The organism is Sphingopyxis sp. 22461 (assembly GCF_052044915.1).
Taxonomy (GTDB): Bacteria; Pseudomonadota; Alphaproteobacteria; order Sphingomonadales; family Sphingomonadaceae; genus Sphingopyxis.
This window is the reverse complement of the sequence record NZ_JBQENY010000010.1, coordinates 21,471-46,017: the sequence shown is the minus strand read 5'-3', so window position 1 is coordinate 46,017 and position 24,547 is coordinate 21,471. Positions and strand designations below refer to the sequence as shown.

The window sequence follows — 24,547 nt, the reverse complement described above, 5'->3', positions numbered from 1 at the left end:
AATGCTTATAGCATGGATCGCAGGGTGACTGCATGTTGCAAGGCGATCATCTATTCATAATAATGATCATCCGGTGTTCCCGGACGATAAATTATGTTCAAGCTGCATCCAGTCTGATTAACGCGTCCAGCTCTGCCCATCGCTCATTGAGAATGCATGGCATGAAAGGCCGACTTTCGGCCGTCGGACGGGACTGAGGGAACATGTCTATCTCAAAAATCGATCATGCCGCTGTTCGCCCTTTCCGGCTTTCCGTCAGCGAGGACGAGCTTGCGGACTTGAGGGAGCGGCTGGCCCGAACCCGCTGGCAGGAACGGGAGCCGGTAGACGACTGGTCACAAGGTGCGCGTCTCGAGAAGCTACGCTCTCTTTGCGAGTATTGGCGTACGGTCTATGACTGGCGCCGATGCGAGGAGCAGTTGAACGCGTGGGGCCAGTTCAAAACCGATTTGGACGGCTTGGACATCCACTTCCTGCATATTCGCTCGCCGCATGCAAATGCGTTGCCCATGTTGATGACGCACGGCTGGCCGGGCTCGGTCATCGAATTCAACAAAGTCATTGGGCCATTGACGAATCCCGTCGCGTACGGCGGAAACCCCGAAGATGCATTTCATCTCGTGCTGCCGTCCCTGCCGGGATATGGATTTTCGGGCAAACCAAGCTGCGTCGGCTGGGGCGTAGAGAGGATCGCCAGGAACTGGGCGGTGTTGATGGCCAGGCTTGGCTATGACCGCTACGTAGCGCAGGGTGGGGACTGGGGCGCCGCGGTAACGAACCAGATGGGCGTCGATCGCGCCGAAGGCTGCGCTGCCATCCATCTCAATATCCCGATCGTCTATCCAACGCCCGAACAGATGGCGGCTATGACGCAGGCGGAAGAAGCCGCTGTCAAGGACTGGGCGGATATCGAGGCGACGGGCACCGGCTATCTCCGCATTCAGTCGACGCGGCCTCAAACGCTAGGTTATGGGCTGACGGACTCACCCGTCGGACAGGCGGCGTGGATCTACGAGAAGTTGCAATTCTGGACAGACCATGATGGCGCGGTCGAAGACCTGCTAGGCATGGACGAAATGCTCGACAACATCATGCTCTACTGGCTTCCAGCGACGGGTGGGTCATCCGCACGCCTCTACTGGGAGAGTATTGCCAATGCTTTTCAGACGCGATCGGTGGAGATGCCGGTCGGAGTTTCGATCTTTCCCAAGGAACTTTCGCGGCCGTCGCGCCGCTGGGCCGAGAATGCCTACAGCGCGCTGTTTTACTGGAACGAACTCGACAAAGGTGGCCACTTCGCCGCCTTTGAGCAACCGGAGCTATTTGTGGACGAGATGCGCCGGTGCTTTCGCGTCGTCCGATAACACCCGGTCTTTTCCGCCGGTCGGTGGTCGGTGGTCGGTGGTCGGTGGTCGTGCCGGATTTTTAACCGCGCATCCTCGTTCGAAGTCGCGTGGACAAACGCACGGGGCATCGCCCCGGCACAATGGAGGCTTTATGGCCGGCACGGAGCTGAAGCGATATTTCATCAAGCCTGATGAATGGGATGAATTTCTCCGGATCCTCAGGAGGATTGCAGTCGTCCGGGAGCGGCACGGCTTCCGGGTGCTCTTCACCTTCGCCGATCGCGAACTCAACCTGTTTACCTGGGCGATCAGGCATGGCGGCGACTTCGATCAGGCGGCCGAAGCCTATTACAAGGATCCGGAGAGGGTCGAGTTGGAGATCGTCGGCGACTATATCACCGATTATGAGATCCGCCGGGTCGAGGAACTCAAGATTCCCTGACAGGGTTCGCGCGAGCTTTGGCGCCGGTCAGCGCCCTTCCCTGCTCCGACCGATGCGCTGGACCAGCGCCCGCGTAGAATGAACGCCCGGGGCCACATGGACCCCAGGCGTTCGCAGCCATTACAGGGTGAAGGGCGTGTACCGCACCCGAAGGGATTTCAGCCCGTTGGTGTTGTCGGACGCAAGATAGTCAGCTGGCTCGGCAAGCTCGACGTCCGGCATCAATTCCAGGATTCGGGGTAGCAGGGCTTGCAATTCAAGCCGCGCCAGATTGCGCCCGAGACAGAGATGTTCGCCGATCCCGAAAGTCAGGTGACGGTTCGGATTGCGCGTCAGGTCGAGTTCCTGGGGACGCTCGAACATCGCTTCGTCGCGATTCGCCGACGCCAGCCAGACCACCACCCAGTCGCCCTTCCGGATTTGCTTGCCGCCGATCTCCGTATCCTCCATCGCCACCCGAAGCTTATGCTTGGACGGGGTCGTGAAGCGCAGAATTTCCTCGCAAGCAGACTCCGTGATCGAGCGGTCGGCGCGCCACAAGTTAAACTGTTCCGGCCGCCGAATGAGTTCGAGCAGCCCCAAAGCCGCAGCGTTTCGGGTTGTTTCCAGCCCCGCCGCAACGAGCGAGAAGCACCACCAACCGACATCGCGCTCGCTCATCAACTCTCCGTCGATCAGCATCGTGCCGATGAGGCTGGTAAAATCATTGGTCGGGTTTTTGCGACGATCCAACGCCAGCTTGAGCACATAATCGAATACTTTAAGTTGTGCGCTGACCTTCGTCTTCACCGGATCCCCATCGATCTGGTAGGTCGGATCCTGCGAACTCATGAAGGTGACGCACTGGTGACGGACCATCGCCCAATCCTCGTGCGGGACGCCCATCATCTCCAGAACGAGCGCAACCGGAAGCAGCGCCGCGACCTCCTCGACCACTTCGCACTCGCCCTTCGGGCCGACGTCGCGCATAATCATCTCGACCGCCTGTTCGCATTTGCCGCGAAACTGCTCGATCGCTTTGGGATAGAAATGTTTATTGAACGGCTGACGCATCTGCATGTGCCGCGGCGGATCGGTATGGGTCGGCATGGCGCCATAGCCTTGCTTGAACCGCTCCTCGTCGGTCAGCGGAACGGCCGATGGAGGCAGGTGACTGCCTTCGCTCGAACTGAACAGGGCCGCGTTCTGAAGCACCTTGACGCAATCATCATATTTCGTGATCGACCAAAAGCCGCGCTCATGCTTGCCCTTCGTCCAATGCACCGGATCCTCCTGCCGAAGGACTTGGAAAGCCTCGTGAAAGCCGTCGTTCGCAAAATAAGCGGGGGTAGTGAGGCAGTCGTCGATTTCCGTGAGGTCGCGCAGACCCACTTGCAGGTTGTCCATTTCAATCCCCTCCAGTCAGGATGTTGCGAGCCGGGCCGCAAGCCAGCGGTTGGTCACTCGCGCGCGTCACGAACGCGCAGCAGTGCCGACGACGTTTGGCCTTCGTCCGAATATCGCTGATCCTTGCAAAAAAATTATCGCTCTAACCACGACAATGTTCGGAGAAACTCAGATTTCATCATGTTTTATCGGTTCAAGAAACCCGTCCGCATTGCCGCGCGCTCAACAACCGATAGCCTGCAGAAAATTTGGCACTCACCGGCGGACATCGGAGTCGCTTCCCTGAAGCGGGTCCGCGCGCCGAATCTCGTTAGCTTGCCGGACGGCGGGGGTGTTATGTGGCAACAAGTTGATGAAGGAGATGAGCGTGAGCAGCCGTGTAGAGGGTAAGATCGCCTTGGTGACCGGCGCGGCATCGGGAATGGGGGCTGCTGCTGCCCAGATGCTGGCCGCCGAGGGAGCGACCGTGATCCTCGTCGATTTGAACGAGGAGATGGGCAGCCAGAACGCCAAGCGTATCGGCGAAAGCGCCAGCTTCCTGAAACTGGATGTTTCCGACGCGAACCAGTGGCAAGACGTGGCATCGGAGGTGGAGAAACGCCACGGGCGGCTCGACATTCTGGTCAATTCGGCGGGCATCGTATTGATAGCCGACATCGAACACACGACGCCAGATCAGTTCAACCGCGTGTTGGCGATCAATGCGGGCGGAACCTTTCTGGCTTGCCGGGCGATGATGCCGCTGCTCAAGCGATCAAATCACGCCTCCATCATCAACATCGCATCCACCGCATCCCATCAGGGGTTCGGACTGGGATTTGCTTATGGAGCGTCGAAGGGCGCCGTCCGGACGATGACCAAATCCATCGCCGCCTTCTGCCAGGACAACGGACTCCCGATCCGCTGCAACTCGATCCATCCCAATGAGATCGAAACGCCGATGATGGAAGAGGTCATGATGCGGACCGGCAAACCCGAGCCGGTTGCCGACGGCGTGTTGCCGCTCGGCAAGCTTGGCGCGCCCAAGGATGTCGCCTATGCCGTGGTGTATCTTGCGTCCGAGGAGGCGCGCTTCATCACGGGAACCGAGTTGCTTGTCGATAATGGTTCGGTGATGCGCCCATTTGGCACGTCGATCGTCGATCCGACCTGAGCGGGCGGCGCGTGTCCATACCATATCAATCAGGAAAAACCCCATGGACTCGATCGAAAAACTGATCGCGATCGAAGCGATCAAGGTCGTTAAGGCAAAATACTTCAGGTTCGTGGACACCAAGGATTGGGAGGGCCTGCGCGCTATCTTCACGCCCGATGCGCAGTTGGAGGTGCCTGAGGCGCGCACCGGGCCGGCTGGTATCGACCAGTCGCTGATCTTTTTCGAACAGGCGCTGGAGGGCGCAGTCAGCGTTCATTTCGGCCACATGCCGGAGATCGAGATCGAGAGCGAGAATCACGCCCGCGCGATCTGGCCCATGGATGACCGGATATACTGGCCGCCCGAACGCGCCTCCATTCTGGGCTATGCCCATTTGCGCGGGTTCGGCCATTATCATGAAACTTACGAGCGCCTGGATGGCGAGTGGAAAATCAAGACGATGCGATTGACCAGGCTGAGGCTGGTCACGCAAACCCCGCCGCGAGCGGTGGATTAAAATCGCCCGCAAGAAAGGACATCGAATGACGAGATATACTTGGGTGGTGCTTACAAACGCCGAAGCAGGGAAAGAAGAAGAATTCGAGCGCTGGTACAACGAGGTCCATGTTCCGGATCTTTTGCGCATTCCCGGCGTCGTCGGCGTTACCCGCGGTCGGCTGGCCGGAACGCAGACCAGTCCCGGCCCGAATGGCATCGCGGTGGTCGGCACCGAGCAGGCCGGACTGAAATACAGTTATCTGGCGACGTACACGATCGAAACCGATGACCTGCCCTCGGTCCTGCAGATGGTTGCCGACCGTGCCGGAACGGACGAAATGTCGATGAGCGATGCGCTGAGCGCGGATATTACGACGATGTGCTTTGAGGACCTGATGTCGGTGCAGACACCCGCCTGACGCATTCGGGACAAACCGCCCATTGGAGCGCGGCCGGCTGCCCGACCCCGCGAACTTACATCGCGGGATTCAGTACGACCTTGATGGGGCTATCGGATCGCCGGTATGATGCGACTTCGATAGCCTCGGCTGCGTCGTCCAGCCCGAAGCGGTGCGAGACGAAGCGGCCGACATCAATGCCGTCACGCGCAAGCTCTACGCCGAGCGCAAGTGCTGGCTTGACCGCATGCGGGTGGGAAACGGGATTGAGGATAGTCAGCTCCTTCATCAGCGCGTTCTGCCAGTCGACCGGCTGAACATGCGGGAACGGAATCGAGACCTGCAGTACGCGCCCCGTTCGGCGGACAAGGGCAAAGGCAAATTCCTTTGCCGACGGAACGCCGGCCGCCTCTATCACGGCATCGACTTCGCCGAGAATGCCGGACACCTTTTCGATGGTCCCTGCGATGTCATCTTCCGGGCCTGACACGACGGCGCTGATCGAAGGCGAGAGACTCTCCGCGAAAGCAAGCCGTTCCGCATCCCGTTCCAGGCCCAGCACGACAACCTTTGCACCGCGGTGAGCGGCCACCAGGGCGCAACCGATCCCTTGCGGGCCGGGGCCGATCACCACCAGCGTGCCGCCCCGTTTCAGTTCGGCCTGCTTCACCCACGCCAGCGAATTGGCCAGCAGCGAGCAGGACACGAGCGCTGCCTCCAGTGTCAGTTCTTCCGGCACCGGATAAGCCAGCGCTGGCTGCGGCACGAACACATGTGTCGCGTAACCGCCCCAAAGCCCGGGCGCTTCACCCATGCTGATCGTGCCGTATCCACGGCCGTCGGGATTATTTTCGCACAGATAATATTGGCCCTCGGCGCAGCAGCGGCAACGATCGCAAGGCCAGCGCGCTTCGATGGTGATCCTGTCGCCAACCTTCATGCCTCGTTGCTGCGCCGCGGCGGCGCCGATCTGCGCGACCCTGCCGATGATCTCGTCACCGAAAATGATCGGAACACGGGCATTGAACCACGGCAATTCGCCCCGATACATATGCAGCTCGGAACCATCGACGCCGCAAAGCAGCACTTCGACCAGCATGTCGTCCGGGCCGATCGGCGGCAGTGCGATCGGACGTACCACGAATGTCTCCACATCCTCGAAGACCACGGCACGGGCCGGGGCCGTGCGGTCGCTGTGCGTCGTTATAGCCATTGTATCATCCTCTGTAGGCTGGCTGTCTTCGCCGACCTCGATGCGCTTGGCCCTTTGCGACAACACGGACCGCGAATTGCACGGAAATTGGCCACGGGCCTATTCTTGGCCTGCGCTGATCCCTGGCCGAGGGTTGGCTCCGATGACGACGACCGCATAAATGCACGGCTCGTCATAGATATTCTCCCAGGCGTGCATGACCCCGGCCATGACAAGGCAGGAACCGGGATGAAGCGTCCGCCGGGCCCCTCCCTCAAGGATTATGTCGACCTTGCCCTTCAGGACGATCTCATAATCCAGGCTGTCCGATCGGTGCATCCCCGGATGGGAGCCAATTTCCACCTCGTCCGCCTGCCCCCCGGCCCGCATATCGAGCTTGCCCGCCGAATGGGGAGGAAAGCACACCAGCCCGAACCTCGATCCGCCGGGTATCGGGAAATCGATCTGCGCCACGGGGCCGCCCACCGCATCGGGAAGCGACGGCGTCTGCTCGGCGCCCCATAGATAGGACGCCTCTACTGCACCCGAAATATAGTTGGTGGCCGGTGGCCCGGCGTCCTTAAAAACCGCCTTGCCCGTCTCGTCGAACTTGGCGACGACGAGATCGATGTTAGTGAGATAATCCATCTGATATTCCTGTTCTGCCGGGGTGCCGCTAGACAACAGCAGGCGCCGTTCGGGACAAATGCTAGGATGGTAGCGAGCCTTCATTCGGCAGCGAGCCGGCGAGAAACCCTCCGTCCGCCGTGAAGTCGGAGCCCGTGCAATAGGAGGCGGCGTTGGAAAGCAGGAAGGCGGCAAGCCGCGCGCACTCGTTCGCCTGCCCCAGGCGCGGGACGGGTTGAAGACGCGCGAGCGCGCCAATCGCCTTCATCACGGCTTCGCTCTCGGTGTTCATCGGTGTTTCGATCATGCCCGGAATCAAAGTGTTCACGCGGATGCCCAGCGGGCCTAGCTCGATAGCGGCCGACCGGGTCATACCGCGCACCGCGAATTTTGAAGCGGTGTAGGCGATGATCGGCCCGGGACTCGCCTGGACCCCGGCTGTCGATGCGACGTTGACGATGCTTCCGCCGCCAGCGTCGCGCATCGCCGGAATAACCGACTGGATGCCCAGGAAAGTGCCAACCTGATTGATACCGACCACCTCCATATAATCCTCGACGGTTGCCGTCTCGATCGGGGTGGCGCGGAATATGCCCGCATTGTTCACCAAACAGTCGAGTTTGCCGAAATGGCTCATGGCAACGGCGACAACCGACCGCCATTGATCCGGCTGCTTTACGTCAAGCGGAGCGAAAACGCAGTGTTTCTCGCCAATGTCGCTCGCCGCCGATCGCCCTTCCTCAATGCGCAGGTCGGCCAAAACGACCTTTGCGCCAAGCTCGACAAAAAGGCGGCATTCGGCAAGGCCAATCCCCCGTGCGCCACCTGTGACGAGTGCCACTTTCCCTGCCAAATCGAACATTCCGACCCCTTTTGGTGGGCGATGCGGTGATCGCCGGTTTCGCAAATTGCGGACGAACATAGTTTCGCGTTCCGGCGGTCTGTTGTCGGGTATAAAGAACAGTCCTGATCGCTCGAAATGTTCGAAATCCGATCCAAGCCTCTTTGTAACGTCGGACCCGAATTTTGCGGCCCGCCGAGACTCATCCGCCTAGTTGCCGCGTAAAACGGCATAAAACGGGGAAAAAATTCGGCAGCGTGAACGAAGTTTTTCGCCTCCGCCTCCGCCGCCAGCAGGGTCGCGACCGTCCTAGTATCCCCTACCCGATTTCCCACGGAAGCGGAGACGCGCTACTCATCACAGCGAGAAGTAAATTTCGAGGAGCTTTCGATGATCGACGTGTCCACCCTGATCGCAAACCCTGAACGCCTGTATATCGGCGGCTGTTGGGAGGCGCCCAGCAGCGATGCCCGTTTCGACCTGGTGAACCCCAGCACCGAGGAACCCTTCCTCCGCATCGCGGAAGCGCAAGCCGAGGACATGGCGCGCGCGATCGCGGCAGCCCGCAAAGCGTTCGACACCGGGCCCTGGCCATGGCTTTCGCCCGCTGAGCGCGGACGCTATTTGACCGCGCTCGCCGATGCGCTGGACAAACGATCAAACGAGACAGCGACTCTGACCGCCAGTGAAAACGGGTCGATCCTGTCGGTCGCGCAGGGCATGTCCGGTTACGCAAATTCCCTCTACCGCTTCTACGCCGATCTTGCGGAGCGTTTCGAGTTCGAGGAAGTCCATACACCGGGAGCGGGCGGCGCGCACGGTCTCCTCGTGCGTGAGCCGGTCGGGGTGGTCGGTGCGATCATTCCGTGGAACGCCCCGCCGTTGCTGATCGCCGCCAAGCTCGCGCCGGCGCTGCTGGCGGGCTGCACCGTCATCCTGAAGGCGTCGCCGGAAGCGCCCGGCGCCGCCTATATCGTCGGGGAGGTTTGCGAAGCCATTGGCCTGCCGCCGGGCGTGGTCAACATCGTCACCGCCGACCGCGAAGTGTCCGAACTGCTCGTACGCGATCCCAATGTCGACAAGATCACCTTCACTGGATCAAGCACCGCAGGGCGGCGGATCGCCTCCATCTGCGGCGATCGCATCGCGCGCTGCACGCTGGAACTTGGCGGCAAATCGGCGGCGGTCGTGTATGACGATTATGACGTCGGCAAGGTGGCGGAGGTTCTGGCCCGCGCGATCCCAGTGCAGACGGGCCAGGTCTGCGCAGCGCTCACGCGTGTCGTCGTCGCGCGGTCGCGGCACGACGATCTGGTCGAAGCGTTGGGAGCGGCCTTCGCCGCGGTCCGGGTGGGCGATCCGCTGTCCGGGGACACCCAGATGGGTCCGCTCGCCATGCGGCGTCAGCGCGATCGGGTCGAGGATTATATCGAAAAGGGACGCGCCGAAGGCGCAACGCTCGCCTTTGGTGGATCGCGCCCGTCACACCTCGATCGCGGCTTCTTCATCGAGCCGACCGTGTTCAGCAATGTGGACAACGGGATGACGATCGCTCGCGAAGAAATCTTCGGCCCCGTCGTTAGCGTAATCGCAGCGGACAGCGAGGAGCAGGCGATCGAAATCGCCAACGATACGCCGTTCGGCCTCAATGCCGCGATTTTCACGGACGACGTCGATCGCGCCTATCACGCGGCGCGGCGGCTGCGTTCAGGCACGGTGGGTCACAATGAGATGCGTGGTGATTTCTCGATTGGCTTCGGCGGATTCAAGCAATCGGGCATCGGCCGCGAAGGTGGTGTCGAGGGTCTGCGCCCCTTCCTGGAAGCCAAGACCGTGATCCTGGACGGCGTTCCATCTCACGGCAAGAGCTGACAGACCGTTCAGCGACATATCGGGAGGGCGGGCACCTTGCTCACTATGAGCGGGTCACGCGCCCGCACCGCTCGCTACGTTCAGCGCGGCTGTCAACGAGGCGCGCGGGCTTGGTGGTGCGTCGAAATCGAAGCGGTTGAATCCCGCAGCGCAGCCGCCTGCGCCCGGATATACTGGCGCAGGTCGGCGAGTTGCTGATCGGTCAGTTCCTCGAAACCCGGCATTCCCGCTGGCACGAGCACGCCCTGCCGAACCACGGCCTCGAAAACCTCGGCGGAGGCAGGGACAGCCGAAACCCGTAGATCGGGCGCGGTTCCGCCAGCCACGGCGCCAATGCCGTGGCATGTCTGGCAGCGGTTGAACTCGGCGGCGCCGCGATCGGCGCTGGCCTGGTCAAGCTTGAAGCCGGGGTCCGCGGCGGCCCTGATTTCCACCGGGGCAGCGTTCGGAATCGTAGCCGTCGCGCCCAGCGCGAAGGTGAGCACGCGACGCCCCTGCGTGCGATAATCAACCGGCTGGCTGAGAAGCGCGGTGATGGCCCCGACACTGGTGCCGACGCCGGTGAGGACGGTGATATACTGACGTCCATTCACGCTATAGCTGATCGGCGGCGCCAGCACCGGCGCCTGCGCATCGAACCGCCACAACGGTTTGCCGCTGTGCGCATCATAGGCGGTGAAGCGGCCGTTGTCCTCGCCCTGGAACACCAGCCCGCCTCCGGTTGCGAGCACGCCGCCATTCCAGCCGCCCGCTGTAGCGACGCGCCAGACTTGTTTGCGCGTCACCGGATTCCACGCCATCAGAGCGCCGCGGCCCAGCTTCTCGGGCGACAGCCTGACCTCGCTTAAATTGACAGCTGCCTCGGTGGCGTTGGCCTGGGTTCGACGCCATGTGCGGGGATCTATGTCTCGATCATTATAGCCCGTGCCCGACTCCAGGATCGGCAGATACATCAGCCCGCTCTTCGGGCTATAGGCGGACGGGAGCCATGTGTGTGCGCCCTGCGGCCCTGGGAACAAGGCGAACGTGCGGCCACTGGGATAGCGCGCCTCGGGTACTTCGATGGGCCGCCCCGTCTTAAGATCGATACCACTGGCCCAGGTCACTTTGGCGATCTTGTCCGCCGAAATCAGTCTCCCGTTCGTCCGGTCGATCACATAAAAGAAGCCGTTCTTCGGCGCTTCCATAACCACCTTGCGCAGCTTGCCGTCAATCATAAGCTCGGCGAGCTGCATGTCCATGGAGGCATTATAGTCCCAGGTCTCGGCGGGATTGAACTGGTAGTGCCACCGATATTTGCCGGTCTTGCCGTTCAGTGCGACGATCGAGGCTAGAAAGAGATTATCACCCTTGCCGGCGCTGCGCACGCGGTGATTCCAGGGCGCGCCGTTACCGACGCCAATGAAAACGGTGTCGTTATCCGCGTCATAGGCGAAGCTGTTCCACACCGTGCCGCCGCCGCCGCGCTTCCACCACTCGCCAGCCCAGGTCTTGGCGGCCATGGCCTGCGTCTCGTCCTCGAAGCCGTCCGCCGGGTTGCCCGGCACGGTGTAAAACCGCCAGAGCTTCTTGCCGGTCTCCGCATCGTAGGCAGTGACGTAGCCGCGCAGATCGGACGTGTCCGCCCCGCCATGGCCGATGATGACCTTGCCGGCAAAGACCCGCGGTGCGCCGCTGATGAAACGGTAGTCGGTGGGGGTGACCGTCATTGCGCTCCACAGCCGACGGCCGGAAGCGGCGTCGATCGCGATCAGCCTGCCGTCCTGGGTTCCGACGTACAGCTTGCCGTTCCACCAGGCGAGACCGCGGATGCCGTAGCCGGTGCGCAGCTTGCGGCCCGCCGCTGCTGGCGCTTGTGGGTCGAACGTCCACAGCAGCTTGCCCGTCGCTGCTTCGAACGCGCGGACCACGCTGTAGCCTGTGGCGGTATAAAGCGTCCCATCGACTGCGAGTGGGCCAGTCATCGGGTTGCCGGGCGGCAGGTCATAGGACCAGGCAAGGCCCAGCCTGTTCACGCTGGCGGCGTTGATCTCGGTCAGCGGGCTGTAGTGCTGCTCGCCGAAACTTTGGCCATAGGCGGGCCAGTCGCTGCCGTTGTTGCCGTCGAGCAGGTTCGCCGGGTTCGGCGACGCATTTTGATCGGCGACGGCTTGCTCACCCTCTGCCGACTTGCAGCTCACAACTCCGATGGCCAGCGCCACGATTGTAAGGCCGCGTAGCATCCTGCTGTCAATCACCTGCGCCTCCCATGGGAATGGTGCCGATCATCCGCGCGGCCGTGCCGCGATCCGATCACGGAAACGTCACTACGGCGCGTCCGACAAGCTGCCCTTTTCGAAGACGGTCATAGGCCTGTTCGACATCTTCGAAGGCAAATAGTTCCTTGTCGATCTTCAACCTGCCTCGCTCCGCGAGCGCGCAGATTTCCATCAGGTCAGCTCGGGTGCTGCCCATCGAAATCGCGACCTCACAGCTCGTGGCCAGCGATCCCCAACCAACATTGAGAGAGCCCCCCTCAATACCGACAATGACGATGCGACCTTGCGGCCGGGATATTTTCGCCGCGATGGCGAGCGTCGCGTTGCTGCCCACGAAGTCAAGGACCACGTCCGATCCGTAGCCATGCGTCAGGTCCATGACGGCGTCGGATGCGCTGTCGTTGGAACAGACTCCATGGTCGGCGCCAAGCGCACGCGCGATCGCGAGGCGTTCGGCGTTGGTATCGAGTGCGACGATCTTTGCTTCCGTCAGGAGCTTGAGGAGCTGCACGCCGTAGCTGCCGAGCCCACCAACCCCGATCACGGTGGCGGTGGTTCCGGGCCTGAGCCGATCCATCACGGTCTTCACAGCGTGATAGGCAGTGACGCCCGCGTCGGTGAGTGGCGCCACTTCCACCGGGTCAAGCAAGCCGATCGGCAAAAGTTCGCGGCGCGGAACCAGCATGAAGGGGGCAAGTCCGCCGTCAAGACCAAGGCCCCGCGTGAGTGACATGGCACCGCGGGCATATGTGCTGCAATGCTGCTCCACCGCACGAAGACAGAACACGCAGTTTCCGCACGAGTGAATATGATGGACGATGACGTTGGCCCCCTCCACCAGATCCGTCACGCCCTTCCCGATCGCCTCGACCGTCCCGGCATTCTCGTGGCCCAGTGTAAATCCGTGTGGCAGCACGGTCGCGTAAGGTCCAACGCCCGGGACAGCATCCATGAGGTCAAGGTCGGTTCGGCAGAGGCCTGCCCCCCTCATCCGGACGAGCACTTCGTTGGGTCCCGGCGTTGGTTTGTCGACATCCACGAATTCTGCGGGTTGGCCCCATTCAACGATCTGGTACGCCTTCATTTTCATTTCGTTCTCCAAGATCTGCGGGAGTGGCGCGACGGTCGCGGCTCATGTCGCCGCCCGCGATGTTTAGAGCCCGGGAAATGGAACCGCCGCGCCGCTACTCGCTTCAAAACGTAAGGACGGAACGCAATCCTTCCCCGCGCCGCATCTTGTCATAGCCCTCGTTGATCTTTTCGAGCGGCAGATGGTCCGTGATGAGGCTCTTGAGATCAAACCGGCCCTCCATCAGCCAGTCGACGAGTTCGGGAAGCTGGCTGCCGCGAAATCCGCCCAGTGTGGTGCCTTGCAGCTTGCGTCCCATTATGAGATCGAACGGCAAGACATCGATGGTTTCTCCTGCGGGAGCCACGCCCACGATCGTGCAGACACCCCAGCCAATCCGGGCAGCGGCCAGCGCCTGCTGCATGGTGGAGATGCGGCCCGCAGCCTCGAAGGTGAAATCCGCTCCGCCGTGCGTCATCTCGTTAAGCAGGCCGACGAGACCGTCGCCCGCGACCAACGGATTGACGAATGCGGTCGCGCCCAGCCGGCGCGCGATGGCCGCCTTTGCCGGATTAATATCGACGCCGATGATCGTCGTGGCGCCGGCCATCCGCGCGCCCTGAATGATGTTGAGACCGATCCCGCCCAGACCGAAAATAATGACGGAAGCCCCGGAATGCACGTTTGCCGAAACTACGGCCGCGCCGATCCCGGTCGTCGCGCCGCAGCTAAGATAGGAAATCTCGTCGAAAGGGGCGTCCTTGCGCACGCCCACTAGTCGGATCTGGTCCGTCACGAAATGTTTTGCGAAAGTGCCGATCGCATATCCGGCACGTATCGCCCTGCCGCCTGACGTCATGGTAGGATCGACGACAACGCCGCTAAAGGTTGAATCGCAGAAATTCCCTGTCGGGTGACGGCAGCTTCCACACAGACCACATTCGGGTCCGAACGCGATTACATGATCCCCGGGCTTCAGGTTCCGCACGCCAGCGCCCACTTCCAGGACGACACCAGCCCCTTCATGGCCAAGCACAACCGGGAAGGTGATGGGGATCGGGCTGCTTCCGTCCAACACATCAAGGTCGGTGTGGCACAGCCCAGCCGCGCCGGTCTGGACGAGCACCTCCCCCTCCCCTGGCGGATCGAGATCGACCTCCTCCACAACCATGGGCTTGCCGGGTTCGAATGCGATCGCTGCGGTCGTTCTTATCGGCACTTCGTTGCATCCTTTCCTGTCGACTGGCCCTTTCACATATCCAGCACGCGCACGAGGCGGATGCGATGGGCGGTATCGCCATCGGAAAGAAATGCTCGCATCGGGAAAATAATCGGCCGGCAGTCTGCGCCTTGCCGCCCTACAATGCAGCAACCCGCACTATCCGGAAGGACGCAATGCCAACGTGGCGAGCATTCGGTCTGCGACCGTCATAAATGCATTAACCGGCAATTCCTGTGCGGGCCTCGTTGAGGAAGATAAACATGATCAAACTCGTCGCTCTCTTCAAGTTCAAGCCAGGCTTGTCCCGCAAGGACGGGATAGACTATTATGAAAACCGGCACGTGCCCCTGATCCTCGAGCTCTTTCCGGATCATTTCGTCGATTATCGACGAAACTATTTCGAGCTGGATCGGCTCGTAGTGCCCGAACATGTCGACGCACCGCCGCCGCCGCCCGCGAGCGACATGATGACCGAACTTTGGTTCGAGAGTCAGGAAAGATACGACGCGATGATCGCGGCGATGGGGGATCCGGCGATCGGCGCCAGAGTGGCTGCCGATGAAGCCAGTTTCCTCGATCGCTCCTCGCTCACCATGTTTCTGGTGGACGAACGGCGGACGCCGCCCGGGCCGTCTCTGGAGCGCTGATGTTACTGACTATATCTGCCGATCCTTGCTGGGTTTTGGAGAGTTTGAATGTCCCAAGAAATTACGGCCAGATCGCGTTTCACCGCCATGATGAATCGCGGCGAAAAGCCCTACGGCATATTCGTCTCGTCGATTGATCCCGCCGTTACCGGATTATTGGGAAATGCCGGTTTCGATTATGTCGTCATCGATGGCGAACATGGGCGCAACGACCGCGGCCATGTTGAAAATCATGTGCGCGCAGCCGGTTCCAGTGGCGTGGTGCCGTTGGTGCGGATACTCGAGAACAGTCCTGCCCTGATCCAGTCGATGCTGGACGTCGGTGCCCATGGCATCGTCGTGCCTCACGTCGATACCGCGCAGGATGCGAAGCGCGCAGTCGAAGCCAGCCGATATGCCCCGCGCGGCCGGCGCGGGATGTGCCCCGCCTGCAACAGCGGCGGCTACACGATGGATGGCTGGATTGAGCGGACGCGCGAAGCGGATGAAAATATCATGACCATCCCGATTCTGGAATCGCGGAAATCGATAGAGAATGTCGAAGAAATCGTGGCGGTCGACGGCATCGACGTCGTTCTTTTCGGTCCGGGCGATCTCTCCGCTGATATGGGTCTCGATCTCAACACCGATACGGCGCTGCTGATGGATGCGTGGCGCCGGGTATTTGCCGCAGCGCGGGCGGCAGGAAAATATGTTCTTGCGCCCACGGATTTTGGTTTCGACGAAGCGGACATGCTCATCGCGCCAATGGAATATATGCTGCTCCACAAGCTGGCGCGTTCGATGGTGGCTGAGCACAAAGCCTCGCTCCGCGGAACAGGACGGCGGAACAAGGGAGACAGTAGCGATGGTTGATAGCGAGCGAGGCGGACTGAAGCTCACCCGCCTGTCGGACGACCTTCCCTTCGGCGCCATCGTGCATGACCTGACTTTGGAGTGCCTGGATCGCGCAAGGACAAGGCAGGCGCTTTACGATCTCTGGATTGCCGAAGGTGTCGTCGTTTTCGAGGGTGTGGCGGGTGAGGAAATGCAGCTGAAGCTCAGCAGCTGTTTCGGAAAGCTGATCGCTCACCCCACGCGCGAGGCTCGTGCGGATCATCCGGCCCTGATGACAGTGCGTTATCAGCCCGATGACGGATGGTTACTGACGGTGAATGGCGAAAGCCGCGGTAGCTGGCTACCTTGGCATTCCGATCTGATTTATGTCGATCGCATCAATCGCGGCGGCGTGCTGCGGCCGGTGAAATTGCCGAGCTCCTTGGGAGAGACGGGCTTCATCGACAAAATCCTCGCCTATGAGACTCTTCCCGATCGCTTGAAAAGCAGGATCGAAGGGCTGGATGTCATCTACCAATATGACCTTGACCCGGCACATCAGCGGTTCGGCCGCACGGCGGATGTAACTGTGGAACGGTATACGGAAGGCATCCGCAGCATTCAGAGCCGCTTGGGCGAATTTCCGCGGGTCATCCATCCGATGGTCTATGTTCAGCAGGGCACGGACAGAAAGGTGCTCAATGTTTCACCCTGGTTCGCGGTCGGTATCCACGGGATGGAAAATACCGGCGGTGATGCCTTGCTGGAGGAGGTGGCACAGCATATCGTTCGCAGTCCTCACGTCTATCTGCACCATTGGAAGATGGAACAGATGGTGTTGTGGGACAACTGGCGCGTGCTGCATTGTTCGACCGGCTGTCCTCAGAATGAGGAACGCTGGATGCTTCGTACAACGATCGAAGGCGACTATGGACTGGGCCGGACAGAGCGAAACGCGAACGCCGATGGATTGGACTATATCAGCGTCTGACACGCGATAGTCGCCGCCACCTTCCTGCAGAAGAGACCTAGCCGCTGCCTATTTCTCTCCGCGCGCAAACAGGGCGGGCATCTTCACCCAACCGTTGACATTCCCGATCGAGGGATAGCGAACGGCGTTGTCATGCATTATCCGATAGTCGGGCAGACGATCGAAAACAGCGTTCATCACAACCTCGAACATCATGCGAGCCTGGAACGATCCCAAGCAAAAATGCTTGCCCCGTCCCATGGCGACGTGGCGGTTTGGTGATCGATCAATCACAACGCGGTCGGCATCCTTGAAAACGTCCTCGTCCCGGTTGGCGGAGGCCCACGACATCAATATGGTCTCACCGGCGCCAATCGTCGTGCCGCCGACCTCGATCTCCGCCGTCACCCGCCGCGCCACGTTTTGCACTGGAGTGAAGTAACGAAGAAACTCATCAAATGCGGAGCGTAACATCTTGCGGTCTTCCTTTAGGCGCGACCTGGCGACATGGTCAGTATCGAGATACATTAGCGCATTAGCAATCAACGCCGTCGTGGTTTCAATCGAGCCGCCCATCAGTTGTACGCAAAGATCGAAGATTTCCCCGTCGTCTAGCGGCCCGCCCACGGGTTTCTGCTCCATGAGGATGCTCAGCAGGTCGCCCGTCGGGCGCGTGCGACGGGACGCGATTGCCTCTCGCATCCGATCATAGACCTGTTCAATATCGCGGGCTGCCTTTTCGAGCTCTACCGAACCGCTGGCGTGATAGGTAATCTCATGGAACGGTTTGGCCCAGGCCCACCAGTCATCCAACGGAAACCCGATCAGCGACATCGTGCCAATCGCCGATAATGGGTTGCCAATATCGAGGACGATGTCGATCTGCCCATTTTCTATGTGTTCGTCGATCAACGCATGGGTGTGGGCCGTGAAACTCTCGCGACGGGCCTCAACGGCCTTCGGATTGAAATGCGAGTTTAACACGCCCCTATACCTGTCCCATTCGGGACTGTCGGTTTCCGATGGAATGAACCGCATCGGAAGCGCCGGAACAATCGTCCCTCCTTCCCAACAGTCAAGCTCAGCATTGAAGATCTTGGCGCTACTGAAATTGTCAGCGTTTTCAGCGACAGCGGCGACGTCCTCGTAGCGGGAGGCCAGCCAGAAACCGCCATGGGCATCGCTATGCGCTATTGGACACGTCCGCCTCAGCGCACTTAATTGCAGATGACGGTCGACAAAGGATTCCACTCGCTCCGGGTCGAAGTCGGTGGAAGGAGGGGAGTTCGCCATAGCAGATTCCGTTCAATTGCATTTGGTTCCTATGAACTAACTCAATTGTTCTAAGAACTAGTCAGGGGGCCATCGATAAGCTCGCACGATGGCGTCGGGCAAGGCAACATGCGGCCACTGCACCGATCTGGACTAAGCTTAACAGTTATGTTCACCCCCGAGTGTCGTTGGAGGACGGCGTCTGGATCCCTAAGCTGCGCCTAGCCATGTTCCGCCTCACGAGGCTGGCTGGTCTGCTGCCGGTTTGGTGGACACCGAGATAAGGTGTTTCCACCTATCGGAGATCCAGAATGCAAAGAAGCAGTTCAGCCGCGAGTGGAACATGGCGAAGGAGCAATGCGCAGCGCTCGTGGAAGAATGCTTCATCAGGGCGATGCCGGCCTGAAGGTCAACCGCCTCGCCGCATGCGAAATTCCTAACAGCCCCGGCAACGTGGCACCACGCCGTAAGTGCCCCGTCGGCAACCGGTCTCATTCTGCGTGTTCGGCATTCTCAGGCGCCATCCAACGGCGGGGCAGTTCGTCGAAGGATAATTCACCTAGCGAAGAGCTGTCATCCACTGTCGAAACTCGCCGCATTTCCCGCCGTTCATTGAGGTCAAAGCGCCGGCCGCGATGGAGAACGGATCGATTGTCCCACATGACCACGTCACCAGCTTCCCAAGTGTGGCTGTAAACATGTTCCCGTTGCCCGATATGCTCCAACAACTCATGCACGAGCACCCGACCTTCGGGTACGCTCATGCCCAACACCTTGAACACCTTGTTGTCGACCCAGATCAGCTTGCGACCCGATCCGGGGTGAGTGCGCACCATGGGCCAGCGCACGGGAGGGTAGGTCTGCCGCTGCGCTTCGTCATCCTCTATGCCGAGAAAGTCTCGCGTATAGTTCGCGTAGAAGACCGCCTCCTTGTCACGGATAAGATCCCTGGTTCTCTCGTCGAGATTGTCATAGGCCGCACGCAGATCCGCAAACTGTGTCTGCCCACCCCAACTCGCGGCAGCCTGGCTCGACAGAATGGAATAGCGGAAAGGATGATGCTCATACGACGCGTCACTGTGCCAGTACATGTTGCCAACCGTCATGATGGTCTGCTTATGTTGGCGATCGGCGACTTGACCTGAAGCATCGACATTGGAGATATCGCTTAGCGCAGCATGGCCTAGCCTATTCTGTACCTTGTTGAGCAGCTTTGTCTGTAGACCCGTGTCGAGGGGACCGAAGCTTGAAGCGAATGCCACCTGTTGGTCAGCCGTGATCGGCTGCCGGCGAAATACAAGAACGCCGAATTCTTGGATCTCGTTCTCGATACGCTCCCGTTGCCCGTCGCTTAAAGGTTGGCATAGATCTACGTCCGAAACTTCCGCAGCGAAGACCGGATTAATGGGACGTACGAGCATGTGCCCTCTCCTGACATGGCTTTTCTGTTGGCGATATCGTGACACTAGCCCATATTTCCGTCCGCCTACCGACAACTATGTCAGCTGGTAAACGTGCAATGCTGTTCGTATCCGATCGTGAAACTATTCCCGCTGCGGCAGCCGCCCTACTATCGATGGGCGGGCGGACCAGCCATCGGGGTGATCCCGGAGTGCCGCGCTGCGAAAGCCATGAGCGGAGGATGCAGTGAAAGACTTGCGCAACAAGACCGCAGTGATCGTTGCCGGCGGAAACGGCATTGGCCGGGCCATGGCGCACGCCCTGGCTGACGCCGGTGTGAATATTGTCGTCGCAGACATTCGCGCGGATGCGGCCGAGCATGTGCGATCCGAAATCGTCGACAAGGGCGGGCGGGCGGTCGCGCTCGGAACCGATGCTTCCAAGCTCGACGATATGCGGCGATTGGCCGACCTCGCTTTCGATAGCTTCGGATCGGTCGAGATTCTGTGCAACAACGCAGGTGTCGCGGTTCGACCGTTCCGCGCGATCTGGGATACGAGCTATGCCGACCTGCAGTATATGGTCGGAATCAATATCTGGGGCATCTTAAATGGATACCATGTGTTCGTCCCCAGGATGCGGGAGCAGGTGGGAGAGAAGCATATCGTCAACACATCGTCGCAATCGGCGATCCTGACATACCCGAGCACCTCTGTGTACGCGATGACGAAAGAAGCCGTCACGGGCCTCACGCGCGTCGCCGGCGAGGAGCTGCGCCCTTACGGGTTCGGCTATACGATCCTTTATCCCGGCCTGGTCAACACGCCTGCGGCACAGAAGAGCGGGGAATTACGCTCGGCCGAGGAGCAGGCAGCAGATATGAAGGTGCGCCCCTATTCAAGTTACGTTGAGGAACGGGGCGAAAAACTGACCATGCTCGAGGCGGGCCGCGGCGCAATGACGACGCCGATTGGGGGCGAGCTTTCGCAGAAGGCGATCGAACCGGAAGTTGTCGGCCAAATGGTCGTCGCCGCGATCCTGGCCAACAGGCCAATCTGCTTTACCCACCCAATTGGAGAGGAGGGGCTGGAGGCAAGATTTGGCCCCTACCGAGATGCCTATCATCCTCTCGTCTGAGACGCCAACTGCCCGGCGACAGCTCGCCGTTTGCGCAGGCTACGTCAAGTCGCGATCGCGGCGCCAAGCACCTCGGCCGGAGACCGCACCTCCTCTACCGGGAAAACGGTGAGTTGCGATTGCAACATGAAATGTGTCTCGTCCTCGCGAAAAATCGCCCCGATCTCCGGATCGGCGAGAATTTGCCGGAACTCCGTCCACGCCGCCTCATCCCTCAGCCATATCTCGGTCACGACATCGCATGTGGCGTCGGAATTGCTGGGGCTCGGCGTCCCGTCCTCGTCCTCTTGCAGGACGTAATTGCGACGATAGTCCGTGAACAAATGTCCGAGATATTTGTGAGCGAGCGCGACGTGGCTGCGCTCATAATGGTCGCGGAACGCGGCGGAAGTCATGCCCGGCTTCCGCTGGATCGTCACGATTATCTTCATGTTGAACGCCTTTGATAGGGATTGTCACGCCTTGGCCCTGGGCATAGGTGCGCCGCCGAAGAAGGCATAGGACGGATCGTCCTTGTCCCTTCGCGCCTTGGACAACATATCGACAAATGGCCCTTGCATCTTGAAAACGACCGGGTCGAGCCGATCCTTTTCGTGCATCGCGAGGCGCTCGCTGATCTTCCATTCGCCATCGCGGCATTCGAAGCGATCGAGATAGCGGCCTGGCGACAGCATGTCGTAGGAAACGCCGTCCTTCACCATCCGATAGAAGACAACGACGTTCGACTCGCAAGACGCCTTGTCCCCGTCGATCTCCAGGTTGATCTGGCCCAAGAAGTGCATGCACTGTTCGATGTTACCGCTATGCCGGTCGACCACCCAGTCCGCGAATTCGGTGGGCGAGCCCTCGAACGAGCCGTGATAGTCCATACCGTCGGGGTGATAGCCCGAGATCATGAGTTCCCGGTCCAGCCGGTCCACGCCTCGCGCAATTCGCGCCAGCACGTCTTCGATCTGACGCCGTGCTTCCAGGTTGTGAAGCAACAAGTCCGCATTTATTCCGGGCATCCAGCCTCTCCTCTTCTCATGTGCATATTCACCGTCCCCAGCAGCTTGGCTGCTTACTCGGCCGCCCTGGTGTAGCGCCGTTCCAGGTCAACGAACGTGTCGAGGCGTGCCGCGCGCATCAACTCCAGCGGATCGTGATACTTGCCCGGATGGGCCGCGATATATGCAAGATCCGTGTCGTGCTCCCGTATGTCCTGGAAGAATGCCGCGAGAGCGTTTGCAACCACCCCCAAAGGACTGGCCGCGTACATGACAAGAGAATAGCCCGCCGCGCCCATATCCGACGTCGTGAATCCCTCGGGCGGGCCATTGCCCATACCCATGACGGGCCCGTTGATCTCCGCCAGGAGCTTCCGCGTCCACCGCATCTGCTCCGTGGGCGGCAGACTGAAGAAGGACTGCCCCTCGACATTCATGAGGATCGGCATCACCAAGTCTGCCCCGGTCTCAAGATACAGGTTGCAGCGGTCGACAATCTCCTGAAACGAGATGGTGTCGGCATCGGTCCGCGCCGCGATCACAAAGTCGGGATCGGTCCGTGCGTCCAGCGCCGCTTTCAAGCGATCGACCGCTTCCTCTTGCCCCACGATCGTGCGCCCCGCCAGCAGGGGGCAGTGTTTCGGCATTGCCTGATCCTCAATATGGACGCCGGCGACGCCCGCCCGCTCCATTTCCTTGATCGTGCGGCCGACGTTCAGGACGCCGCCGAAACCGGTGTCGATATCCGCGATCACCGGGATGTCGATGCATCCAGCGATGCGAGCCGCATGGCTCGCAATCTCGGTCATGGTCAACAGGCCGAGATCGGGCGCTCCCAGTTGTGACGCTTCGACACCCAGGCCTGTCATGTGAACGGCACGGAAGCCGGCGGCTTCTGCCAGCCGCGCGGAAAGCGCATCGTAGCAGCCCGGCGCTATCACCAACCCGTTCCTGAGTTCTTCTCGAAATTTCTTCGTCGATCGCATCGTCTTGTCTTTCGCTCTTCGGCCTATGCCGTCTGGGGCGTTGCGCTAACGCGCTGCATCGCCCAGTTGAGACTGCCATCAGCCTCAAGGATGTTCAGGATAAGCGGTGAAACCGGGACGAAAGCCGCCGCCTCGCCGGTTGTCCGGTTATGCGCGTTTCCAGTTGCGAGATCGATCTCCAGCACGTCGCCCTGAGATACGAAAGCCTGAATGCCTCCCATTGGCCAAACCGCGAAGCCCTGATCGATGGCGGCGCGCTGAAACAGTGTATTGACCGTCTCGCACAGCATGGCGCTGATGCCGCCGACCTTGCTCGCCATGATCGCCGCCATGTAATAATGCGCGTGACCCGCGCCGAGCCCCTCGCCCGCTATCACGATGTCCCCACGCGCCATTTCGGTCTTGAAGCGTGGTTCAATCTTTTCGAAGAGATGCTCGGCGCAGGCATTCCATTCGTAACCCATCCCCAGTTCGTCATAATCGGGAGGCACGATATCGAGCGCGCGTAACCCATCACCAAACTTCCACACTTTTCCCAGCAGCTTCATGCCTGCAGCTCCACTTGACGCGCAAGGTACGGACCGGGATCCGCCACTCGGCCCTCAATGGCCGAGGCGGCGACGACTGCCGCATTGGCCAGCAGGATTTCCGCGTCCATGCTACCCATGCGTCCCCGCAAGGTCTCTACGGACGTGGAAATGCAACGCTCGCCGCTCCCCAGCTTGAGCGGCGAAAGATTGCCCTTGTAGCACGCGCCGCAACCCGGTTGCGTGACGGTCGCACCGGCATCGAGCAAATCCTGCAATATGCCGTCTCTCGCCGCATCGCGGTGGGTGTCGGCCGAGATCGGGGTGACGACGAGCCTCACCGATGGATGAACCTTTCGGCCCCGCAGGACGTCTGCAGCCAGCGCGAGGTCGTCCAGTCGCCCACTGGAACAGGAACCGATGTAAGCCGCCGTCACGTCCAATCCAGCGAGTTCATCAACCCTCCGCACGAGGTCGATCTCGTGTGGCCCTGCTATCAGACGCGCCAATGTAGACAAATCAACATCGTAGGTCGCTGCATATTCCGCTTCATCGTCGGCGGCGACCGCGTTGAACGCACTGCGCGCCCGCGGCGAAATATAGTCGATCAGATGGTCATCGGCGGGGAATATAATTGTCAGCGCGCCGATCTGGACGGAGCCGTTGGCGATGGCAAGGCGTACGTCGATCGGCAGCGATCCGACACCGGGACCGGAGAACTCAATGACCTTTCCCTGCACAGATTCGCCCAAATCGGCGATCAATCGATAGACGACATCCTTGCCGTTCACGCCCCGCGGCAGGTCGCCCGTCAGATCGATGCGCACACACTCCGGCACGATCATCCAGATGTCGCCGGTGATGAGGATTGGCTCGGAACCATTAAGAACCGGCATGGCGAAGCAGTTTACTGCCCCCATCGTGGAACTTTGCGTATCCACGCCAAGGCAGACAGCGCCGGGTACCGCCCAACCCTGCTCGACCGGAATCTGATGCGAAATCCCGTTCCGACCGACGTCATAGATATTCTGAGGCGGGATACCCTGTTCCCTGGCGAACTCCTTGATCCTCGGGTGCTCGATTTCGGCTCGAATGGGCATCCAGTCGGGTTGAAAAATGTGATCGAAGCAAAAAATAATTCGTTCGGGATCCCATACTTTCAAATCGCGCGCGCGCAGCTCGTCGATAAAAGGTCCGGCATCGACGCAGGTCAACAGATCGATCTTGACGAGCACCGCGTCGCCCGGCCGCACCTGATCACGGCCGGATGCCTTCGCCAAAATTTTGGCCGTCATCGTCGATCCCATGACAATCTCCCAGCTCGATGTGTTGTTTTCCCGCTCTCGTCGTGCTCAGCCGTGACGCGATCCTAGACCACCCCGGGGCCACGCAGGGTCAGAAAAGCTTTGCCAATCCGCGCATATCGTTTCGAATCACGCAGCTGGCCCAGACAGGAAGCGGGGCAGTCCCCCCGGTGATCGCTGCCCCCCTCGCCGTTTCCGGTGACGCTTTTCTGAAG

The 24,547-nt window shown here is 60.4% G+C and carries 24 protein-coding genes; 10 read left to right on the top strand and 14 right to left on the bottom strand.

All coding sequences use genetic code 11. The features are described from left to right. Positions 1 to 203 precede the first annotated feature (203 nt). Entirely contained in the window at positions 204 to 1,364 is a 1,161-nt protein-coding gene (locus ACTJI5_RS16880) for an epoxide hydrolase family protein (RefSeq protein WP_440861144.1), read from the top strand. 133 nt (positions 1,365 to 1,497) lie between these two features. After that, positions 1,498 to 1,788 (top strand): hypothetical protein, encoded by a 291-nt coding sequence (locus ACTJI5_RS16875; protein ID WP_440861143.1) that lies wholly within the window; start codon positions 1,498 to 1,500, stop codon positions 1,786 to 1,788. 120 nt (positions 1,789 to 1,908) lie between these two features. On the opposite strand, the gene ACTJI5_RS16870 is transcribed toward ACTJI5_RS16875, so the two are convergent. Next, a complete protein-coding gene (locus tag ACTJI5_RS16870) occupies positions 1,909 to 3,174 on the bottom strand; it encodes a cytochrome P450 (protein WP_440861142.1) in 1,266 nt (421 codons plus the stop codon). 367 nt (positions 3,175 to 3,541) lie between these two features. On the opposite strand from ACTJI5_RS16870, the gene ACTJI5_RS16865 reads away from it, so the two are divergent. Genes ACTJI5_RS16865 through ACTJI5_RS16855 form a run of 3 tightly spaced genes read left to right on the top strand, consistent with a single transcriptional unit; the run spans position 3,542 to position 5,226 of the window. After that, on the top strand, positions 3,542 to 4,327 hold the full coding sequence (locus ACTJI5_RS16865; protein ID WP_440861141.1) for an SDR family oxidoreductase: 786 nt from the start codon (positions 3,542 to 3,544) through the stop codon (positions 4,325 to 4,327). Positions 4,328 to 4,370: 43 nt separating this feature from the next. Next, complete coding sequence (locus tag ACTJI5_RS16860; protein ID WP_440861140.1) at positions 4,371 to 4,826, top strand: nuclear transport factor 2 family protein; 456 nt, start codon at positions 4,371 to 4,373, stop codon at positions 4,824 to 4,826. A gap of 25 nt (positions 4,827 to 4,851) precedes the next feature. Further along, on the top strand, positions 4,852 to 5,226 hold the full coding sequence (locus tag ACTJI5_RS16855; protein ID WP_440861139.1) for an EthD domain-containing protein: 375 nt from the start codon (positions 4,852 to 4,854) through the stop codon (positions 5,224 to 5,226). A gap of 55 nt (positions 5,227 to 5,281) precedes the next feature. Here the strand turns inward: ACTJI5_RS16855 and ACTJI5_RS16850 are convergent, their stop codons facing one another. From ACTJI5_RS16850 to ACTJI5_RS16840, 3 genes are all read right to left on the bottom strand, one after another. Then, positions 5,282 to 6,418: a zinc-dependent alcohol dehydrogenase gene (locus tag ACTJI5_RS16850; protein WP_440861138.1), complete on the bottom strand. Its 1,137-nt coding sequence runs from the start codon at positions 6,416 to 6,418 to the stop codon at positions 5,282 to 5,284. A gap of 99 nt (positions 6,419 to 6,517) precedes the next feature. Then, a complete protein-coding gene (locus tag ACTJI5_RS16845; RefSeq protein WP_440861137.1) occupies positions 6,518 to 7,081 on the bottom strand; it encodes a cupin domain-containing protein in 564 nt (187 codons plus the stop codon). A gap of 25 nt (positions 7,082 to 7,106) precedes the next feature. Next, a complete protein-coding gene (locus ACTJI5_RS16840) occupies positions 7,107 to 7,946 on the bottom strand; it encodes an SDR family NAD(P)-dependent oxidoreductase (protein ID WP_440861136.1) in 840 nt (279 codons plus the stop codon). A gap of 309 nt (positions 7,947 to 8,255) precedes the next feature. Here ACTJI5_RS16840 and ACTJI5_RS16835 point away from each other — a divergent pair, with 309 nt between their 5' ends. Next, positions 8,256 to 9,737: an aldehyde dehydrogenase gene (locus ACTJI5_RS16835; protein WP_440861135.1), complete on the top strand. Its 1,482-nt coding sequence runs from the start codon at positions 8,256 to 8,258 to the stop codon at positions 9,735 to 9,737. A gap of 92 nt (positions 9,738 to 9,829) precedes the next feature. On the opposite strand, the gene ACTJI5_RS16830 is transcribed toward ACTJI5_RS16835, so the two are convergent. The 3 genes from ACTJI5_RS16830 to ACTJI5_RS16820 all read right to left on the bottom strand — a co-directional run bounded on the left by ACTJI5_RS16830 (position 9,830) and on the right by ACTJI5_RS16820 (position 14,283). Next, the gene (locus ACTJI5_RS16830) at positions 9,830 to 11,974 is read right to left on the bottom strand and encodes a PQQ-dependent dehydrogenase, methanol/ethanol family (protein ID WP_440861134.1); all 2,145 of its coding nucleotides are present in this window, start codon (positions 11,972 to 11,974) and stop codon (positions 9,830 to 9,832) included. A 55-nt stretch (positions 11,975 to 12,029) separates the two neighbouring features. Beyond that, the gene (locus tag ACTJI5_RS16825) at positions 12,030 to 13,085 is read right to left on the bottom strand and encodes an NAD(P)-dependent alcohol dehydrogenase (protein ID WP_440861133.1); all 1,056 of its coding nucleotides are present in this window, start codon (positions 13,083 to 13,085) and stop codon (positions 12,030 to 12,032) included. Positions 13,086 to 13,188: 103 nt separating this feature from the next. Beyond that, the gene (locus tag ACTJI5_RS16820; protein WP_440861132.1) at positions 13,189 to 14,283 is read right to left on the bottom strand and encodes a zinc-binding dehydrogenase; all 1,095 of its coding nucleotides are present in this window, start codon (positions 14,281 to 14,283) and stop codon (positions 13,189 to 13,191) included. 263 nt (positions 14,284 to 14,546) lie between these two features. On the opposite strand from ACTJI5_RS16820, the gene ACTJI5_RS16815 reads away from it, so the two are divergent. Genes ACTJI5_RS16815 through ACTJI5_RS16805 form a run of 3 tightly spaced genes read left to right on the top strand, consistent with a single transcriptional unit; the run spans position 14,547 to position 16,740 of the window. Then, positions 14,547 to 14,933, top strand: a complete 387-nt coding sequence (locus ACTJI5_RS16815; protein WP_440861131.1) for an EthD domain-containing protein — start codon at positions 14,547 to 14,549, stop codon at positions 14,931 to 14,933. A gap of 48 nt (positions 14,934 to 14,981) precedes the next feature. Beyond that, the gene (locus tag ACTJI5_RS16810; protein ID WP_440861130.1) at positions 14,982 to 15,788 is read left to right on the top strand and encodes an HpcH/HpaI aldolase family protein; all 807 of its coding nucleotides are present in this window, start codon (positions 14,982 to 14,984) and stop codon (positions 15,786 to 15,788) included. Continuing rightward, complete coding sequence (locus ACTJI5_RS16805) at positions 15,781 to 16,740, top strand: TauD/TfdA dioxygenase family protein (protein WP_440861129.1); 960 nt, start codon at positions 15,781 to 15,783, stop codon at positions 16,738 to 16,740. Before ACTJI5_RS16810 ends, ACTJI5_RS16805 begins: the two co-directional genes overlap by 8 nt. A 48-nt stretch (positions 16,741 to 16,788) precedes the next feature. On the opposite strand, the gene ACTJI5_RS16800 is transcribed toward ACTJI5_RS16805, so the two are convergent. Beyond that, positions 16,789 to 18,012: a cytochrome P450 gene (locus ACTJI5_RS16800; protein ID WP_440861128.1), complete on the bottom strand. Its 1,224-nt coding sequence runs from the start codon at positions 18,010 to 18,012 to the stop codon at positions 16,789 to 16,791. Positions 18,013 to 18,482: 470 nt separating this feature from the next. Then, on the bottom strand, positions 18,483 to 19,412 hold the full coding sequence (locus ACTJI5_RS16795) for a TauD/TfdA dioxygenase family protein (RefSeq protein WP_440861127.1): 930 nt from the start codon (positions 19,410 to 19,412) through the stop codon (positions 18,483 to 18,485). 226 nt (positions 19,413 to 19,638) lie between these two features. On the opposite strand from ACTJI5_RS16795, the gene ACTJI5_RS16790 reads away from it, so the two are divergent. Continuing rightward, on the top strand, positions 19,639 to 20,529 hold the full coding sequence (locus ACTJI5_RS16790; RefSeq protein WP_440861126.1) for an SDR family NAD(P)-dependent oxidoreductase: 891 nt from the start codon (positions 19,639 to 19,641) through the stop codon (positions 20,527 to 20,529). 44 nt (positions 20,530 to 20,573) lie between these two features. Here the strand turns inward: ACTJI5_RS16790 and ACTJI5_RS16785 are convergent, their stop codons facing one another. From ACTJI5_RS16785 to ACTJI5_RS16765, 5 genes are read right to left on the bottom strand one after another with little or no spacing between them, the layout of a single operon-like run. Further along, positions 20,574 to 20,960 carry an EthD domain-containing protein gene (locus ACTJI5_RS16785; protein ID WP_440861125.1) on the bottom strand — a complete coding sequence of 129 codons (387 nt, stop codon included), beginning with the start codon at positions 20,958 to 20,960 and terminating at the stop codon, positions 20,574 to 20,576. A gap of 24 nt (positions 20,961 to 20,984) precedes the next feature. Next, the gene (locus tag ACTJI5_RS16780; RefSeq protein ID WP_440861124.1) at positions 20,985 to 21,536 is read right to left on the bottom strand and encodes a nuclear transport factor 2 family protein; all 552 of its coding nucleotides are present in this window, start codon (positions 21,534 to 21,536) and stop codon (positions 20,985 to 20,987) included. 53 nt (positions 21,537 to 21,589) lie between these two features. Beyond that, positions 21,590 to 22,501 carry an isocitrate lyase/PEP mutase family protein gene (locus ACTJI5_RS16775; RefSeq protein WP_440861123.1) on the bottom strand — a complete coding sequence of 304 codons (912 nt, stop codon included), beginning with the start codon at positions 22,499 to 22,501 and terminating at the stop codon, positions 21,590 to 21,592. 23 nt (positions 22,502 to 22,524) lie between these two features. Further along, entirely contained in the window at positions 22,525 to 23,049 is a 525-nt protein-coding gene (locus ACTJI5_RS16770) for a hypothetical protein (RefSeq protein ID WP_440861122.1), read from the bottom strand. Then, on the bottom strand, positions 23,046 to 24,335 hold the full coding sequence (locus tag ACTJI5_RS16765; RefSeq protein WP_440861121.1) for a 3-isopropylmalate dehydratase large subunit: 1,290 nt from the start codon (positions 24,333 to 24,335) through the stop codon (positions 23,046 to 23,048). The genes ACTJI5_RS16770 and ACTJI5_RS16765 overlap by 4 nt, the downstream gene beginning before the upstream one ends. Positions 24,336 to 24,547 lie beyond the last annotated feature (212 nt).

Coding starts and splice junctions, on each gene's coding strand:
- ACTJI5_RS16800 (WP_440861128.1), bottom strand. CDS start 18,012: ATGGCGAACTCCCCTCCTTCCACCGACTTCGACCCGGAGCGAGTGGAA.
- ACTJI5_RS16815 (WP_440861131.1), top strand. CDS start 14,547: ATGATCAAACTCGTCGCTCTCTTCAAGTTCAAGCCAGGCTTGTCCCGC.
- ACTJI5_RS16860 (WP_440861140.1), top strand. CDS start 4,371: ATGGACTCGATCGAAAAACTGATCGCGATCGAAGCGATCAAGGTCGTT.
- ACTJI5_RS16780 (WP_440861124.1), bottom strand. CDS start 21,536: ATGCCCGGAATAAATGCGGACTTGTTGCTTCACAACCTGGAAGCACGG.
- ACTJI5_RS16810 (WP_440861130.1), top strand. CDS start 14,982: ATGTCCCAAGAAATTACGGCCAGATCGCGTTTCACCGCCATGATGAAT.
- ACTJI5_RS16850 (WP_440861138.1), bottom strand. CDS start 6,418: ATGGCTATAACGACGCACAGCGACCGCACGGCCCCGGCCCGTGCCGTG.
- ACTJI5_RS16840 (WP_440861136.1), bottom strand. CDS start 7,946: ATGTTCGTCCGCAATTTGCGAAACCGGCGATCACCGCATCGCCCACCA.
- ACTJI5_RS16855 (WP_440861139.1), top strand. CDS start 4,852: ATGACGAGATATACTTGGGTGGTGCTTACAAACGCCGAAGCAGGGAAA.
- ACTJI5_RS16870 (WP_440861142.1), bottom strand. CDS start 3,174: ATGGACAACCTGCAAGTGGGTCTGCGCGACCTCACGGAAATCGACGAC.
- ACTJI5_RS16785 (WP_440861125.1), bottom strand. CDS start 20,960: ATGAAGATAATCGTGACGATCCAGCGGAAGCCGGGCATGACTTCCGCC.
- ACTJI5_RS16775 (WP_440861123.1), bottom strand. CDS start 22,501: ATGCGATCGACGAAGAAATTTCGAGAAGAACTCAGGAACGGGTTGGTG.
- ACTJI5_RS16765 (WP_440861121.1), bottom strand. CDS start 24,335: ATGGGATCGACGATGACGGCCAAAATTTTGGCGAAGGCATCCGGCCGT.
- ACTJI5_RS16795 (WP_440861127.1), bottom strand. CDS start 19,412: ATGCTCGTACGTCCCATTAATCCGGTCTTCGCTGCGGAAGTTTCGGAC.
- ACTJI5_RS16880 (WP_440861144.1), top strand. CDS start 204: ATGTCTATCTCAAAAATCGATCATGCCGCTGTTCGCCCTTTCCGGCTT.
- ACTJI5_RS16835 (WP_440861135.1), top strand. CDS start 8,256: ATGATCGACGTGTCCACCCTGATCGCAAACCCTGAACGCCTGTATATC.
- ACTJI5_RS16770 (WP_440861122.1), bottom strand. CDS start 23,049: ATGAAGCTGCTGGGAAAAGTGTGGAAGTTTGGTGATGGGTTACGCGCG.
- ACTJI5_RS16875 (WP_440861143.1), top strand. CDS start 1,498: ATGGCCGGCACGGAGCTGAAGCGATATTTCATCAAGCCTGATGAATGG.
- ACTJI5_RS16825 (WP_440861133.1), bottom strand. CDS start 13,085: ATGAAAATGAAGGCGTACCAGATCGTTGAATGGGGCCAACCCGCAGAA.
- ACTJI5_RS16805 (WP_440861129.1), top strand. CDS start 15,781: ATGGTTGATAGCGAGCGAGGCGGACTGAAGCTCACCCGCCTGTCGGAC.